Genomic DNA, 15,800 nt, shown 5'->3' on the forward strand with positions numbered 1-15,800 from the left:
AAAGGTCCCCGCCGGAGCTTCAAACAAAGAAAAAGGGCGGCGCCGTCGCCGGCGCCGCCCAGGTGATGCCTCCGGGGAGGAGGATCCGGTTAGAACGTCGCCCGCAGGCCCAGCAGCACCTGGCGGCCTGGGTAGTAGACGCTGTACGGCGCGTTGTCGTAGCCGAACGTGGTCCGCAGGGGCTCGTTGGTGATGTTCAGGGCGTCCAGGGTCAGGCGGAAGGCCTTGTCCATGAACGGCAGCTGGTAGCCGGCCGAGACGTCCAGCTGGCCGCGGGCCTCGGCCTTGAGCGGCACGTTGATGTTGTTCTGCGGAGCGTTGGCGGCGATCGACTCGTCGTTCCACACGTAGTTCACGCTGACCGACACGCCGTGGTCCTCGTAGAAGCCCTGCAGGTTGTAGCTCCAGGGCGCGACGCCGGTGGCGACGAGGCCCGACTCCGAGCTCTGCTCCAGGCGCGTGGCGTTGGCCGAGAAGCCCAGGCCGTGGACCACGAAGTCCAGCGGCTGGACCCAGGTGACTTCCACGCCCTGGATCAGCAGCTTGTTGAGGTTGACCGGCTTGGTCAGGGTCACGGTGGCCACGTTCGGCCCGCCGCGCAGGTCCAGGGCCTGCTGCTGCGAGACGCTCAGGTCGGCGTAGTTGATGCCCAGCGACGTGAACGGCACGGTGCTCTGGGTGTTGATCGTGAAGCCGTCGACGTCCTTGCGGAAGAAGGCCACGCCCACATAGCCGATGCCGCCGGTGTAGTACTCGCCGCCGATGTCGATGTTGTTGGAGGTGTAGGGCTTCAGGTTCGGGTTGCCGGCCGTCGCGACCTGGGCCGAGATGTCCGAGAAGGTGGTGCCGGGCAGCAGGCTGCCGGCGTCGGCCCGGGTCATGCTGCGCGAGGCCGCGACCCGCAGTTTGATGTTGTCGCTGACGTCGTAGACGATGTTGGTCGACGGCAGGATGTCGTCGTACTTCGAGCTCAGGGTCTGGTCGACGATGCCGGTGCTGACCGTGATCGGGCTGGTGACGCTCTGGTCGGTGTGGAAGTAGCGCAGACCGAAGTTGACGGTCAGGTCGCGGTCCAGCACCTGGCCCTTGGCGTTGGCCTCGGCATAGGCGCCCCAGGTCTTTTCCTCGATGTCGCCGACCGCGCCGCCGGTCACCGCGCCCGTCGATTGCGGGGCGTTGTCGCGGTAGTAGGCGTAGTTGCTGGCCTTCATCAGGGCCGCCACGTCCGGCATGATCATGCTGGTGTAGCCGACACCGCCGCTGGCCAGGTGGCCGAAGTCGCCGACATCCCAGCGCTGCAGGTACTGCGACAGCTGGCTGTTGGTGATCACGCCCGAGGTCCCGGCGCAGCCCGTGCCGCAGGTCGCGTTCTGGAAGGCGGTCGAGTTGTCGTAGGCGCGGATCGAGCGGCTGGCCTCGTCATAGGCCGCGCCGAACTTCAGGTTGACGGTGTCGTCGCCCCAGCGCGCGTCGACGTGCGCGCCCTTGGTGGTGGTCTCGCGCTTCACGTTCTGGACGTTCACGCGGTACCACTGCCAGCCCAGGTTCGGGTCGCCCAGGTCCTTGTTGGTGGTGATGATCGGCTGGCCGTCGGAGCCCGTCGAATAATAGACGTCCAGGCCCGACTGGGCCGGGGTCTGGAAGTCGAACTGCGGCTGCTCGCGGAAGAAGGTCGAGTGGCCGTAATTGACCTGGGCGTCGACGACGAAGTTGTCCTTCGGCTGCCAGCGCATGGTCGGGTTGACGTTGTAGAACTTGGTCGTCTGCTTGAAGATGTCGTTCTCGAGGAAGAAGCTCGAATTGGCGAAGGTGCCCGAGGTGACGACGTTGTTGGCGTCCACCGTCAGGTCGATCGGCACCATGCCGCCCGTCGAGGTCGACGACGTGCCGGGCCCCGAGTTGCGGACGTACCAGTTCATGTTCAGGCGCTGATAGTCGCGCTTGGATTCGGCGTACATGCCGTCGATGGCGAACTGCAGCTCGTCGGTCGGACGGTATTCCAGCGACAGCAGGGCCGAGACGCGCGAGCGGGTGCCTTCGGTGTAGCTGTTGCGGCCCAGGCGCGGGATCAGGGCGCGGCTCAGCTGGTCCTGGGTCAGGCCCGAGGTGGCCGTCAGGTCCAGGGTCTGGCCGGGCGTCAGGCCGTGGCCGACATTGTTGGGCGCGACGCTGGCGTAGACGAAGCCGTTGCCGCCCGGATCGGTGCAGCCCGTGCCGCACGAGAAGTTGCCGTCGGTCCAGCCCACGGACTCGAAGCCGTCGACGCGGGTCTTGGTCTTCACGCCCGAGACGCCGAACAGCACGCCGAACTTGTCCCAGGTCTTGCTGGCGACGACGGCGCCGCGCGGGCTGAGGTCCTTGTTGCTGTCGGTGTACTGGCCCTGGGCGATCACCGTCAGGTGCTCGCCTTCCTTGTCGAACGGACGGGCGTTGTGCAGGTTGACCGTGCCGGCGATGCCGCCTTCCAGCTGGTCGGCCATCGGGCTCTTGGACACGTCCAAGCGCGTGAACAGCTCCGACGGGAAGAAGTCGAGGTCGACTTCGCGGTTGGCGCTGCCGCCGTTGGTGCCGCCGTCCGAGGCCACCGCGATCTGGGTGCCGTTCAGCAGGACCTTCGAGAAGCTGGGGCCCAGGCCGCGGATCGAGACCTGCACGCCTTCGCCGTTGATGTCGCGGTTGATCTTGACGCCGGGGATGCGGTTCAGGGTCTCGGCCAGGTTGGTGGCCGGCAGCTTGCCGATGTCCTCGGCGAAGATGGAGTCGCCGAAGGCCACGCTGTCGCGCTTGGCCATGGTGGCCTGCTGCAGGCTGCGGCGGATGCCGGTGACGATGACTTCGTCGACGGCGGTGCTGGCGTCGTCGGCGGGCGCGGCGGTCGCCGCGGCGGGAGCGGCCGGAGCGGCCGTCGAAGCGTCTTGGGCGTGGGCGGCGGTCGCGGCCAGGCCCGCCAGGGCGGTGGCGGCCAGCAGGGCCGCGCGGGGGTTGAATCGGGTCATGCTTCACTCCTGGCCCGCCTGGGGGGAGCGGCGGGCCTTCCTAATGATTGGGCTTGTTCGGGTTGGATCAGCGATAGCGGTAGAGCTTCACCCGCTGGATCTGGAACTGGTCGGGCGGCAGTCGGATGTGCCGTCCCTGGTGGGTCTGGTCGCCGTTCAGGGTGCGGCCCGGGACCCAGCGCCCCTGGGCGTCGAACACGCCCTCGACGGCGCTGTCGATGCCGGCGATAGGCGGGCCCTCGCCGGCCCCCGCGAAGGTGACCACCAGGCCGCGTCCGGCCATCAGGTACTCCTCGGGTCCGATCTGGACGATGATCCCGCCGTGGGCGGCGGTCTTCTGGTCGGCCTTCGGCGTCCAGGTGTCGATGAAGGCGACGTTGAAGCGGTAGTCGCCGATGACCTGGCTGATGGGCTGGTCCAGCACCGTGCCGTCCTCCAGCACGCGCGGCTTGAAGCCCGACATCCTGCCTTGGCCCTGGGCCGCCAGGATCGCCGGGGTCAGCTGGCGCAGGACGTCGTAGGCCTGGGTGACGGCCTCCTGGTCCTTGCCCTCGGCGGTCTCGACCTGGAAGGGCGAGAAGCCGAACGCGTCCAGCTTGCCGATCGCGTAGAAGGCGTTGGCCGGCGTCTCGGGCGCGCCGACATTGTTGGCTTCCGGGATGAACAGCGCATTGTCGCGGCGCTTGTAGCGGCCGGCCAGGTCGTTGAAGTTCGGGAAGTAGATGTCGGGCGAGATCAGGTCGAGGCTGGGCGCGCCGGTCTTCCACACGTCGATCAGGTGCGGCAGCGGCCCGCCGCTGGGATATTCGCCCGGCGCCTTGCCCGTGCGGTTCAGGGCCACGTTCACGTACATCGGCAGCGGATAGGCCGCCTTGCCCGCGCGGGTCACGGCGTCGGTATAGCGGGCGTAGGACCAGGCGGTGAACACCTCCTGGCCGGCCTCGGCGTCGCCGAACACCTGGGCCCAGGTCCCGGACGTCTTGGCGCCGTGCGCCTTCCACAGGGCGCGCAGCTCGGGCTCGATGGCTTCCCCGCCTTGGGACAGGCGTTGCAGCAGTTCGGCCGGGACCGGGCCGGCCCAGGCGGCGTCGGCCTCGGGGCCCCACTCGCGGGCGGTGGGCAGCATGCCGATCTCGTTCTCGACCTGGACCATCAGCACCGCGCCCTTGGCGTCCACCGCCTTCAGGTGGGCCAGCAGGGCGGCGTAGGCCTTGGCGTCGGCGTCGCGCGTATTGGTCGAGAAGGCCGACAGGATCTCCTGGCTGACGCCGTTGGCGGCCTTGGCGCGCGGGAACCGGTCCTGGTCGCGCTTCACCCACGACGGGACGTAGGTGGACATGCTGTTCTTCCACGCCCCGAACCACAGGATCACCAGGTGCATGTCCTGGGCGCGGGCGTCCTTGATCAGGCCGTCGACGCTGGAGAAGTCGTACGCCCCCTCCTTCGGCTCGATCAGCTCCCACGACACGGGCGCGAGCACCGTGTTGAGGTTCATGGCCTTCAGCTTGGGCCAGTACTTGGCCATGTAGGCCTGGCTGGAGGCGCTGGAATTGCCCAGCTCGCCGCCCAGGACCAGCAGGGGCTTGCCGTCGACCACCAGGCGCTGGGCCGAGCCCTGCGTCTCCAGGCGGGGCATGTCGGCGAGGGCGGCGTGGGACACGACCAGCGAGGCCGCCAGCGCGCCGGCCAGCGCGCCCACGAGACGCGGGGCGCGGCTCGGGCGTGGCTGGCGAGTTCTATGCTGGAGGGGTCCCTGGTCCATTCGCTTCCCCGCTCCGGTTCGGCGTACTGACGCGCCGTGACCGATGATACCGCTAACACATCTGACATAAGGTCTGACCTGTCAATCTCGATAATCGGCAATTGTCAGGCCAATATCTTGACTGTGGCGCCGATGCTGACGCCGAGGTGAAAACCGGTCTCCCACGGGGTTCCGCAGCGGCAATCCGCGCCCATCGCGGGCCGTACGCGAACCGAGACGACATCCCGTAGGGTTTAATATTCCGCCGTTACGTCAATATCTTATCGACACTTTCGCGAGAATTCCCGCCGAAAGTCGCCGCCAGGACGCGCTCGGCCGAGCGATCCGCGCGGGCCGAGGGACGGCCGCGACGCCACGGGATCGCGGAGCGTGGCCTTAGTCTCGGGTCGTTTCAGCTTCGTTTCCGGCGCGTATTTGTCTGACCACATTTGCGCCTTGTTCGGGAGAACGCCCATCGGTGAAGCTTGTGGGACGAAGTGGTCAGACCTTTGCCGTGACGCGTGGCTTCAGACGGTCACCGACTTCAGCGGGACGAAACCCGCCTCGGTCTCCAGCCGCAGGCGGTAGTCGCCGGGCCGCAGGAACAGCACCGCCGAGGTCGCGCCGGGCGCCAGCACCTGCTGGTCGGCCGGGATGGCCAGGTCGGGCTCGACCGCGTGGACGGCCTGGACGATGACCGCCGCCTCGCGGGGGCCGGGGACGGCGGCCTCCAGCCGGCGGCGCGTGGGATCGGCGGCCAGCCAGCCGGGCCGTCCGGCGACGTCGGCCACGGGCGGGTGGAACACCGCCAGGTCCGCCCCCGCCGGCTTCGCGCCGATCCAGCCGTCCGGACCGCGCACGACGATGGAGTCCGCGGGCTTGAAGCGCTCCAGCACCGCCGTCGTCATCGGCGGGTCGGCGGCGTGCGGCGCGAACGAGCCCGTATAGGCCTGGGAGACGCACAGCGGATCGACGCCCGCCTTCTCGCGCAGCTGGGCGGCGAACCACAGCAGGCCCCGGTGGTCGGGCGTCTTGCGCAGGTGGGCGTAGCCGCAATGGACCAGGACCCGCGCGTCCGGGTTCGGCGTCAGCACGTCGGCGATGAAGTTCTCGGCCTGGGCCGGCTCGCGGCGCACGATGGCGGCCGCGCCGGTCTCGCCCGCCCGGCGTTGATCCTGGCGCTGCTCGTAGGCCGCCAGCCGATAGCCCAGCTCGGCCGCCTCGCGCACCGCCTCGCCATAGACCGGGTCATGCAGATAGTAGCCGAAGGCCGGGTTCAGGGCCGCCCCGGCCTTGAAGGTCCGCACGTCCGGCGCGCCGGGGCTGCGGCTGTTGAGGAAGTCCTCGGCGGCCAGGATCTCGAAGCCCAGCGGCCGCAGGGCGCGCAGCAGGCGGGCCAGGAACCAGCGATGGCGCGAGGCGACGTGGGCCTCGTTCAACATGACCACGCGGCGGTCGCGCGCCGCCTCGACGATGGCTGCCACCGCGTCCTGGGCGGTCGCCTCGGCGGCCAGGGGCGGGTCGTCCGCCGGTCCCATGGCGGCCGACCTCAGGGCGATCCCCTCGTCGCCGAGGAACGAGGCCGCCTGCTGCAGCGACGGGTCCGTCGGCGCGGCCTGGATGGCCCGCCAGGTCGGCAGGTAGCGTCCGCTGAGGAACAGGCTGGTCTGGGGGCTGGGGCCTGTGGGCTGAAGCGGCGCCGCCTGGCCCCGGGCCAGGCCCGGAAGCGCGCCCGCCGTCGCCCCGGTCATCGCCAGGCCGGCCGCCATGCTCCTGCGCGTCACGCCCATAGAGTCGCCTCCCCTGCTCGAAGGGAAACTCAGCTCAAGATTGCGGCCATCGCAAGTCCGCGCCGCGCCCCTACCGGACCGGGCAGGCCACCCACTGATAGGCGCGGGCCATCACCCCGCCGTCGGCGCGGACCAGGACCAGGCCGCTGGCGTCCGAGCCCGCGTCGCTGACCGTGGCGCAGCCGCCCTGGTCGATGCGGCGGGCGTAGTCGTGCTTGCGGTCGGCCTTGTAGGTCCCGTCCGGATTGGCCCAGACGTCGGCGAACGAGTAGCGCACGCCGCTCGAGCCATTGATCCGCGTGCCCAGGCCGTAGGGCCGGTCCAGGATCAGCACCTCGCCCTTGGGCACGCCGCGCGCCTTCATCCAGCGGATCACCTCGGAGAAGCAGGCGTCGCCCAGCAGCTGCTCGCCGCGCTCGGCGCAGCCCTGGCGGTTGCCGAACACCACCGGCAGGGTCGCGCCGTAGGCCTCGTAGGTCGCGGTCGGCGGCGGGGCGGCCGGCGCGCCGCAGCCGGCCACGGCCCGCTCGTGCACCCGGTCGCCGGGCTCGACCTCGAAGTCGACCGGCGTGGTCAGGCCGCAGCCGGCCGGGGCGGACAGCTGCGACTTGTCGAACCAGCGCTTGTCGGCCTTGAAGCCGGCCTTGCCCTTGCGCTTGAGCACATACTGCTCTGTCTCCTTGCTGGTCAGCACCTGGCCCGGGGCGGTCAGGCGCTTGGCGCCGATCACGTCCAGCTCCTTCAGGCCCGGCTGGGCGACCAGGACGCCGATGCCGGCGGCGAAGCAGACGCCGTCGCGCAGGGCCGCGTCGGGCGGGCAGTCCGGACGCGGAGCGGCCAGCTGCCGGGGCGCGCCGCGCACCGCCACCAGGCCGGTCGCCGGCCAGCGCTCGCCCGGCTCGCCCGCCAGGATCGGCGGCCGGCGCGGCCCGCCGTAACCGATCGGCGGCGGCGGCCCGCCGCAGCTGACGGACTGGACCTCGCGCGCCACCAGCTGGCCGTCGCGCACGTCGAGCCGGTAGTCGACGCCCCGGCCGATGGAGAAGCAGTCGCGCGGCACGCGGACCTGCGAGCTGGGCAGGTCGACCGGCGTCACCACCGGTCCGCCGGCGCCCAGCGACACGTCGTAGAGGCGGAAGTCGCGACCCAGCTGGCCGGAGATCACCGCCCCCGCCCCGCCCTCGACGCCGCGGCCGGTCAGGGCCCGGTCGACCGTCGCGCCGCGCGCCTTCATCCCGGCCACCACGCGGTCCAGGCACGCGCCGTCCGGCAGGGTCAGGGGCTTGGGGCATTTCGCACTGGGCGTCGCCACCGGCAGGGTCGCGCCCAGCACGTCGCGCAGCTCGCCATAGACCGGGCCGTTGATCAGCTTCATGTCCGGCGTCTGGGCCGAGGCGGCGCCCGCGACGCTGACGAACAGACCCAAGGCCGCGAGGCCCGCGCCAAGCTTCACGCTGATCATGATCCCTACCCCCAAGGTCGTCCGACCGACCGTGACAACCTTAACCATAAAGCCGGACTGCCGCCACCTGCCGCCAAGCTGCTGACAGTCCGTGTCAGCAGCCCCCCTAGCCTTCCCGGCCCGGCGGTCCTACCTTCCAGACATGGCCCGATCCCCAGAGACCGATGCCGGCGGCGTTTCCGACGTCTCCGCCAAGTTCATCCATGACGTCGCCCTGGACGCTGAGGTCGACGCCGCCACCACGCCCGCCCTGTGGCAGCCGCACCGCCCCGCGCGCCCGGAGAAGTCGGAAGGCGGCAAGAGGTTCAAGCTGGTCTCCGACTACCAGCCCGCCGGCGACCAGCCGACGGCGATCGCCGAGCTCGTCGCGGGCCTGGAAGGCCGCGAGAACGACCAGGTGCTGCTGGGCGTCACCGGCTCGGGCAAGACCTTCACCATGGCCAAGGTCATCGAGGCCACCCAGCGCCCGGCCCTGATCCTGGCCCCCAACAAGACCCTGGCCGCCCAGCTCTACAGCGAGATGAAGGGCTTCTTCCCCGACAACGCGGTCGAGTACTTCGTCAGCTACTACGACTACTACCAGCCGGAAGCCTACGTCCCCCGGACCGACACCTACATAGAGAAGGACAGCTCGATCAACGAGCAGATCGACCGCATGCGCCACTCGGCCACGCGGGCGATCCTGGAGCGCGACGACGTGATCGTGGTCGCCTCGGTCAGCTGCATCTACGGCATCGGCTCGGTCGAGACCTACACCGCCATGACCTTCACCCTGGAGGTCGGCCAGACCATCAACGAAAAGCAGATGATGGCCGACCTGGTCGCCCAGCAGTACAAGCGCAACGACGCCGCCTTCGAGCGCGGCACGTTCCGCCGCCGCGGCGACACCATCGAGATCTTCCCCGCCCACTACGAGGACCGCGCCTGGCGCGTCAGCCTGTTCGGCGACGAGGTCGAGGCGATCAGCGAGTTCGACCCGCTGACCGGCAAGAAGACCGGCGACCTGGAGATGATCAAGGTCTACGCCAACAGCCACCACGTCACCCCGCGCCCCACCCTGCGCCAGGCGATCATCAGCATCCGCGCCGAGCTCAAGGAGCGCCTGGCCTGGCTGGAGGCCAACGGCAAGCTGCTGGAGGCCCAGCGCCTGGAGCAGCGGACCAATTTCGACCTCGAGATGATCGAGACCACCGGCTCGTGCGCCGGCATCGAGAACTACAGCCGCTACCTGTCGGGCCGCCGGCCGGGCGAGCCGCCGCCCACCTTCTTCGAATACATCCCCGACAACGCCCTGCTGTTCACCGACGAGAGCCACCAGACGGTCCCGCAGATCGGCGCCATGTACAAGGGCGACCGCAACCGCAAATGGACCCTGGCCGAATACGGCTTCCGCCTGCCCAGCGCCCTCGACAACCGCCCCCTCAAGTTCGAGGAGTGGGACGCCATGCGCCCGCAGTCGGTGCACGTCAGCGCCACCCCGGCCAAGTGGGAGCTGGAGCGGGCCGGCGGCGTCTTCGCCGAGCAGGTGATCCGCCCCACCGGCCTGATCGACCCGCCGGTCGAGGTCCGCCCGGTCTCCAAGGACGGCGCCAGCCAGGTCGACGACGTGGTCGACGAGATCCGCCAGACCAAGGCCAAGGGCTACCGCACCCTGGTCACCGTCCTGACCAAGAAGATGGCCGAGGACCTGACCGAATACCTCAACGAGCAGGGCATCGCCGTGCGCTACATGCACAGCGACGTCGACACCATGGAGCGGATCGAGATCATCCGCGACCTGCGCCTGGGCATGTTCGACGTCCTGGTCGGCATCAACCTGCTGCGCGAGGGCCTGGACATCCCCGAATGCGGCCTGGTCGCCATCCTCGACGCCGACAAGGAAGGCTTCCTGCGCTCGGAGACCTCCCTGATCCAGACCATCGGCCGCGCCGCGCGGAACGTCGACGGCAAGGTCATCCTCTATGCCGACCGCGTCACGGGCAGCATGGAGCGGGCCATGGAGGAGACCGCCCGCCGCCGCGAGAAGCAGCACGCCTACAACCTCGAGCACGGCATCACGCCCGAGAGCGTCAAGCGCGACATCAAGGACATCCTCGACAGCCCCTACGAGCGCGGCGACCGCATCCTGGTGCCGATCGGCGGCATCGGCGAGGGCAAGGACGCCAAGCCGTTCAGCGGCGACAACTTCAAGGCCGCCCTCAAGGACCTGGAAGCCAAGATGCGCGAGGCCGCCGCGAACCTGGAGTTCGAGACCGCCGCGCGGCTGCGCGACGAGATCAAGCGGATGAAGCTGATGGACCTGGAGTTCGCCAACGAGGCGCTTACGGCGCCGGGCGAGGCGGTGGACAAGGCGATGCCGAAGCGGGTGCGCGCGGAGCTGAGGGCGGAGCAGGCGGAGGCGTTTCGGAAGGGACGGCTGTAGAGAACGTCCCGAAAATAGACTACGCTGGAGAATAATCTGATCCCACGACGAGAATGAACACATCCGCAAAAACGTTAGGATAAATTCTTCGCGCTATATCGTAAATAACAAACAAGAATGGGGGAGCTTATGCGTAAATTTACTACATATAAGATATTTGTTGGCGGCCCTTCCGATGTCGCCAACGAGATTGAAGCAGCAAGGGATATTATTTCGGATATTTCGTTGCTGACAAAGCCGATTGGCCTGTCGTTTGAAACATTCTATTGGGCGGAGGACGCAACTCCCGGCCTAGCGAAAGAAGCCCAAGCGAGAATTAATGATCAAGCCGACGGGTACGACGCCTTAATTGCCATTCTTGGTGCCAAGATTGGATCTCCGACAAAAGATCATATCTCTGGAACGGTGGAAGAAATTGAGAACGCCATAGATAATTCTAAGGATAGCTTTTTTAGACAAGACTCAGTTCTGACCTTCTTCAAAAATGTCAGCGTAAATGCAAACGATCCAAATCTTAAATCTCTATTGCTAATACAAGAATTTAAGGCATCCCTCGGTCATAGGGGGATATTATTTAAAGAATTTGATGATGAAATTGATCTAAGACACTCTATTCTCAGATCATTTGGAAGTCTTATAAAGCGCCATATCGACGATATAGAAAGTTCAAAAGAACTCGTCGAACCAGTTGGAAGCGAACCCGCGCCATCTGAACCCACATCAGATGAATCCATCTACGATCCGCAGGATGATGATCTAGGTATAATGGATTTAGACGCCATTATAGCGGAAAAGATGTCTATAGCAACACATAATTCCGAGATTCTTACAGGTTCTATAGAACTTTTAAGTAACAAGACTGGTGAATACATAAAGGAATTAACCATAGCTACGGAATTAAAAGATGTTTCTATGGGAAAAAAGATTCTCAACAATATATCCGACGAAATGATAAATTGCTCAAAGATTATTAGAGATACAGTCCCATCTATTAAAGACAATTTCGACTCAGGAATGAAATATACGAAGAGATTAATCGAAATTAGATTAATGGATTCCAAAGAAGATACTGAAGACGACTCCAATAAAGGAACGGTTGAGGCCGTAGCGGGAATGATACCGACCTCCGCAAATAATGCGGAGATATTTCGCGAATTTCAACAAACAATACATCAAATGCCAAGAATGACTAAGGAGATCAATATAGCAAAAAGGGTTCTGATTAACGAGATCGGGAACGTAATATCCCTATTTGAGTCAATTAATAAGTCGGCTATTGAAATATTGGATTTCTATGCTGGACTTAAGGCGAGATAGTTCGCTACAGAACCTTTGATATTTCGGGTAACTTCCCACACCTTATCCTTGAGTAGCGCGGTGCGAGGAGGAAGGGATGCCCACGCCCCTACTCCACCCCCGCCACCAGCTCCGTCGCCTTCACGCCCAGCGTCCGGGCCAGGCCGAAGATCGTCGTGGCGCTGGGGTTGCGTTCGCCGCGCTCCAGGAAGCCGACATAGTTGCGGTGCAGGCCCGCGCGCTCGGCCAGGGCCTCCTGGCTGAGGCCCAGCGCCTTGCGATGACGGCGGATTTCGCGCCCCAGGGCGAGGAGATCGTCTTTGTCGGCCACGCCGGACCGTTGCCTTGGTCGGCGTTGCGTTCTACATACTGTCAGTGTGTATTTTCTCAACCCTGAGGCAAGCGCATCATGAAACCCACCGCCGGCCCCCATCCCGTCGACGTCCATGTCGGGCCGGCCGTGCGATGGCGGCGGAAGCTGCGGGGGTTGAGCCAGCAGGCGCTGGCCGAGCGGATCGGGCTGACGTTCCAGCAGGTCCAGAAGTACGAGACCGGCGCCAACCGGATCAGCGCCTCGGCCCTGCACGCCATCTCCGGGGCGCTGGAGGTGCCGATCGCCTTCTTCTTCGACGGCCTGCCGGAGACGGTCGCCGGCCTGCCGGCGAAGGAGGGGCTCGAACCCGAGGCCTCGCTGACGGCGCGGATGCTGGTCGCGCCCGGCGGCCTGGCCCTTGCCGAGGCCTGGCTGGACCTGCCGCCCGGGCCGCTGCGCCATCGGCTGGCGGCATTGGTCCAGACGACGGCGGCGGCGTTGCGGGGCTCGGCGGCGTGAGCTGGATGCGCGCCGGGGACGCGCACTCACGGCACGGCGCCGGTGCGCTTCGCTCGGGGCCCAAGGTGAGTGCGTGTCCCCCAAGTCGTCCGCTGAGGTCGGGATCCAGGCCCACCGGCGCCCTGGGCGACGTAGGGGACACGCACTCACCTCACGGCCGTGAAGCAACCGGCAAGGCCTTGCCGTGAGTGCGCGTCCCCAGCCCGCGAGGGAGGGGCCGATCTTGGCGCCCGTCCCTCCCCCTTGTGGGGAGGGTGGCGGCGAAGCCGACGGGTGGGGGATCGGTGCAGGGGGGTTGACGGGTCTTGATCTGGTGAGTCAGCAGCCCCCACCCGACCCTGGCCCCGCCAGGGCCACCCTCCCCACAAGGGGGAGGGAAGGAGCGTTTGCGCTCGGCGGATAGCGGACAGAGTTCAGCGATTTCAACACCCTGAACTTTTTCGACCCGATTTGTCCTCACCCTCCCAGACCGCCCGTATCCTTGACCCACCTCGTCGCAGGGAAAGGGCGCATGGCCAGCGACCGATGCGGCGGCGGGGGGCGATCGAGCGGGACTGGGCTGGAGGGGGTTACTCCAGCGTGTCCGGGGAGCCTGGCGTTGCAGGCCCCGCCCGCCGTCGGCGTGGCTGGGGATCGGCGTGCGTGTCTCATGATCCGCGTCCCCCAGCGCCGGGTCTCGTCGGAAACGACGGGCCGGGTGTCCGGCTAAGCCTCAACAGGGCTGCCTACCGGACGCTGGCGGATAACGAGCGCGCGGAGCGATCGGCTTCGTCGAAACGGTTACAACACACAGAACTCCGGACGTCGTCCGGCGCTCCGCGTCCCTTTCCAGCTCACAGCCAGACTGGCGTGGGATCACACCCACTTGCCCCCACCTGGCGGCTTCGCCGCCTGTCCGCCCCCATAGGGGGCGGAGGACGCGTGCTCACCCCCTCTTCCCCCTCCGGGGGAAGACGACCGCGCAGCGGTCCGTAGGGGGCAAGGGATCGCCGCACAGTCCTCAAGAGAAGGAGCCCTCCATGACCCGACCCCGCCCCAAGACGCCCGAGCCCCCGAAGCAGGGGCGGCGCCCCCGCCTCGCCAAGCCCCTGCCCCTGCATCTCAGGACGCCCGAGGAACAGGCCCGGTTCGAGGTCCTCTATCGCGAGATCGACCGGCGGCTGGCCGCCCTCCAGGCCGCGCGGGACGCGGCGGCCGCGCGGCGATGAGCCCTATTCTCCCCGCTTCAGCCGCTCGCGATACGCTCCCGAGCTCGCCACATAGCCCTCGGCGTCGCCATAGGCCTGGTAGGTCCGGTAGCGCTCGTGGCTGCCCTTGACCTTCAGGGCGTGCTTGATCGGGCACCAGTACTGCTCGGTGCGGGCGGTGATCTCGCGGGCGTAGGCGATGACGCCGTTGCCGTAGCCGCAGAACACGCAGTTGAGCTTCTGCACCGGGTTCAGGTAGCCCAGCCGGTGGCGGTCGATGACCACGTAGTCCGAGCGCTTCACCCGGGCGATCCCCCAGGCCGTGAAGCAGCCCAGCTGGTAGAGGCTGACGCTGAGGTCGAGGATGGCGAGCGGCAGGGCCATGCCGTAGATCAGCGGCATGGTCAGCAGGGTGGGCCAGGGCGTGCGGGCCACGTTCAGGCCCTTGCGGTGGGCGCGCTGGCGCCGCAGGGCGTCGGCCTTGAAGCAGGGCTTGCCGTCCTCGATCGTGAACCCGGCCTCCGCCGCCCGGGCCGCGTCCCGCGCGGCGAACGCCGCCTCGATCTCGGCCTCCACGGCGCGGAGGCGGTCGATGAGCTGGTCGAGGGATTGGTCGGGCATGGGGGACTCCGCTTGCCGGAGACCATGGAGCGAGTCGCCGCTTGCCCCCACCTGGCGGCTTCGCCGCCTGTCCGCCCCCGCAGGGGGCGGAGCCTCGCGCTCTTCCCCCTCCGGGGGCGGAGGGCCGAAGGCCCAGAGGGGGCAAGTGTTCGCCGCGCCACGGCCCAGCTCTTGCTCCTCCCAACCCACAACGACCCATTTCGAGACAAGGCCGCCGCCATGTTCGCCAAGAAGAAAGACACCGCCCCCGCCCCGGCCTTCACGCCGCTGGCCCAGAACGAGCCGGTCCAGCTGGTCTCGCCGGTCCAGGCCCCCGTCCCGCCGCCCCGTCCCAAGCCGGCCTCGATGCTGGCCCAGGGCGTGGCCATCAAGGGCGACGTGATGGGCGACGGCGAGGTGCACCTGGACTGCGTGGTCCAGGGCGACATCCGCGTGGGCAAGCTGGTCCTGGGCCCCAACGCCCGGGTCGAGGGCTCGCTCCACGCCCAGGTCATCGAGATCCACGGCCGCGTGACCGGACAGGTCTCGGCCAAGCAGGTGCGCCTTTATGGGACGGCCGTCGTGGACGGCGACATCACCCACGAGCAGCTGGCCATGGAGAGCGGCGCCCAGTTCCAGGGCCGCAGCCTGAAGTTCCAGCGCCAGGCCCCGGCCCCGACGGGCGCTGCTCCGGCCCCCGCCGCGTCCCAGGCGCCGGCGCCCGGCGTCCAGTCGCCGGCCATGGCCGTCTATCCGGGCTGATCGCGCGTTGAGGTCTCGGGCGGCGCGGCGAGGGCATGGGGTCTTTGCCGTCGGCCGCCGACCGCGCTAGGATTTGCCATGCGTTCCCTGGTCCAGAACCCGCGTTTCCTGGTTCCGATCCTGCTCGGCCTGGTCGTTTCCGGGGCCGCCGGCTGCTCGCGGACCGACGACCGCGCCGGCGCGCCGGGCGCGGCGGGCTCCGGCCCGGTCCCGGCGACCGCCCAGGACGCGGCCCCCGCCGCGGGCGGGCCGACCACGCTCAAGCCCGGCCTCTGGAAGACCGTGACCCAGTCCCCCGGCGGGCCCCAGGAATCGACCCAGTGCGTGGCCGAGGGCTTCGACCCCGGCGCCGAGGCGGCCCGCAAGGTCTCGCCCTGCGGCAGTCCCCGGATGACCCGCACCGTCGACGGCTTCCGCATCGACCTGGCCTGCCAGAAGAACCACATCGACTACGTGCTGACCGGCACGGCGCGCGGCGACTTCGTCACGACGGCGCAGACCGACCTGCAGCTGGTCGTCTCGGCCTTCGGACGCCGCCAGACCCTGCACGCCCAGGCGACCAGCACCTACCAGGGCCCGTGCGAGCCGGGCGCCCAAGTGGCGGGCAAGGCGGCGGGCCAGGAACCGGGCCAGGAACCGGGCCAGGAACCGGGCAAGACGGGCGCCCGATAGCCTCCGAAACAGGCGCCGGAATCCCCCTGGGCGCGAAGCT

Annotated in this window: 12 protein-coding genes; 6 read left to right on the top strand and 6 right to left on the bottom strand. The window is 67.7% G+C overall.

The window, feature by feature from the left end:
* Positions 1-89 precede the first annotated feature (89 nt).
* From BR39_RS0104875 to BR39_RS0104890, 4 genes are all read right to left on the bottom strand, one after another.
* The gene (locus BR39_RS0104875) at positions 90-2,996 is read right to left on the bottom strand and encodes a TonB-dependent receptor (RefSeq protein ID WP_029908278.1); all 2,907 of its coding nucleotides are present in this window, start codon (positions 2,994-2,996) and stop codon (positions 90-92) included.
* 67 nt (positions 2,997-3,063) lie between these two features.
* Positions 3,064-4,695, bottom strand: a complete 1,632-nt coding sequence (locus BR39_RS0104880) for a DUF5597 domain-containing protein (protein ID WP_231499399.1) — start codon at positions 4,693-4,695, stop codon at positions 3,064-3,066.
* Positions 4,696-5,264: 569 nt separating this feature from the next.
* On the bottom strand, positions 5,265-6,521 hold the full coding sequence (locus BR39_RS0104885; protein ID WP_156035582.1) for a hypothetical protein: 1,257 nt from the start codon (positions 6,519-6,521) through the stop codon (positions 5,265-5,267).
* A gap of 76 nt (positions 6,522-6,597) precedes the next feature.
* Positions 6,598-7,989 (bottom strand): hypothetical protein, encoded by a 1,392-nt coding sequence (locus BR39_RS0104890; protein WP_231499400.1) that lies wholly within the window; start codon positions 7,987-7,989, stop codon positions 6,598-6,600.
* A 142-nt stretch (positions 7,990-8,131) separates the two neighbouring features.
* Between BR39_RS0104890 and uvrB the strand changes: the two genes are divergently transcribed.
* The gene (gene uvrB / locus BR39_RS0104895) at positions 8,132-10,411 is read left to right on the top strand and encodes an excinuclease ABC subunit UvrB (protein ID WP_029908287.1); all 2,280 of its coding nucleotides are present in this window, start codon (positions 8,132-8,134) and stop codon (positions 10,409-10,411) included.
* Positions 10,412-10,540: 129 nt separating this feature from the next.
* Positions 10,541-11,728 carry a hypothetical protein gene (locus BR39_RS26370; protein ID WP_156035583.1) on the top strand — a complete coding sequence of 396 codons (1,188 nt, stop codon included), beginning with the start codon at positions 10,541-10,543 and terminating at the stop codon, positions 11,726-11,728.
* Positions 11,729-11,816: 88 nt separating this feature from the next.
* On the opposite strand, the gene BR39_RS0104900 is transcribed toward BR39_RS26370, so the two are convergent.
* Entirely contained in the window at positions 11,817-12,038 is a 222-nt protein-coding gene (locus tag BR39_RS0104900; protein ID WP_029908289.1) for a helix-turn-helix domain-containing protein, read from the bottom strand.
* Between the two features lie 78 nt (positions 12,039-12,116).
* Here BR39_RS0104900 and BR39_RS0104905 point away from each other — a divergent pair, with 78 nt between their 5' ends.
* Together BR39_RS0104905 and BR39_RS0104910 are read left to right on the top strand one after the other, a co-directional pair.
* Positions 12,117-12,539: a helix-turn-helix domain-containing protein gene (locus tag BR39_RS0104905; RefSeq protein WP_029908291.1), complete on the top strand. Its 423-nt coding sequence runs from the start codon at positions 12,117-12,119 to the stop codon at positions 12,537-12,539.
* A gap of 1,019 nt (positions 12,540-13,558) precedes the next feature.
* Entirely contained in the window at positions 13,559-13,747 is a 189-nt protein-coding gene (locus BR39_RS0104910) for a hypothetical protein (protein ID WP_029908293.1), read from the top strand.
* 3 nt (positions 13,748-13,750) lie between these two features.
* Here BR39_RS0104910 and BR39_RS0104915 read toward each other — a convergent pair whose 3' ends face one another.
* The gene (locus BR39_RS0104915; protein WP_029908295.1) at positions 13,751-14,347 is read right to left on the bottom strand and encodes a hypothetical protein; all 597 of its coding nucleotides are present in this window, start codon (positions 14,345-14,347) and stop codon (positions 13,751-13,753) included.
* A 219-nt stretch (positions 14,348-14,566) separates the two neighbouring features.
* Here BR39_RS0104915 and BR39_RS0104920 point away from each other — a divergent pair, with 219 nt between their 5' ends.
* On the top strand, positions 14,567-15,088 hold the full coding sequence (locus BR39_RS0104920; protein WP_029908297.1) for a polymer-forming cytoskeletal protein: 522 nt from the start codon (positions 14,567-14,569) through the stop codon (positions 15,086-15,088).
* 78 nt (positions 15,089-15,166) lie between these two features.
* A complete protein-coding gene (locus BR39_RS0104925; RefSeq protein ID WP_051695199.1) occupies positions 15,167-15,760 on the top strand; it encodes a hypothetical protein in 594 nt (197 codons plus the stop codon).
* Positions 15,761-15,800 lie beyond the last annotated feature (40 nt).

The sequence above is a fragment of the Caulobacter sp. UNC358MFTsu5.1 genome (genome assembly GCF_000712075.1).
Classification (GTDB): Bacteria; Pseudomonadota; Alphaproteobacteria; order Caulobacterales; family Caulobacteraceae; genus Caulobacter.

Coding starts and splice junctions, on each gene's coding strand:
- BR39_RS0104875 (WP_029908278.1), bottom strand. CDS start 2,996: ATGACCCGATTCAACCCCCGCGCGGCCCTGCTGGCCGCCACCGCCCTG.
- BR39_RS0104890 (WP_231499400.1), bottom strand. CDS start 7,989: ATGATCAGCGTGAAGCTTGGCGCGGGCCTCGCGGCCTTGGGTCTGTTC.
- uvrB (WP_029908287.1), top strand. CDS start 8,132: ATGGCCCGATCCCCAGAGACCGATGCCGGCGGCGTTTCCGACGTCTCC.
- BR39_RS26370 (WP_156035583.1), top strand. CDS start 10,541: ATGCGTAAATTTACTACATATAAGATATTTGTTGGCGGCCCTTCCGAT.
- BR39_RS0104905 (WP_029908291.1), top strand. CDS start 12,117: ATGAAACCCACCGCCGGCCCCCATCCCGTCGACGTCCATGTCGGGCCG.
- BR39_RS0104910 (WP_029908293.1), top strand. CDS start 13,559: ATGACCCGACCCCGCCCCAAGACGCCCGAGCCCCCGAAGCAGGGGCGG.
- BR39_RS0104915 (WP_029908295.1), bottom strand. CDS start 14,347: ATGCCCGACCAATCCCTCGACCAGCTCATCGACCGCCTCCGCGCCGTG.
- BR39_RS0104920 (WP_029908297.1), top strand. CDS start 14,567: ATGTTCGCCAAGAAGAAAGACACCGCCCCCGCCCCGGCCTTCACGCCG.
- BR39_RS0104925 (WP_051695199.1), top strand. CDS start 15,167: ATGCGTTCCCTGGTCCAGAACCCGCGTTTCCTGGTTCCGATCCTGCTC.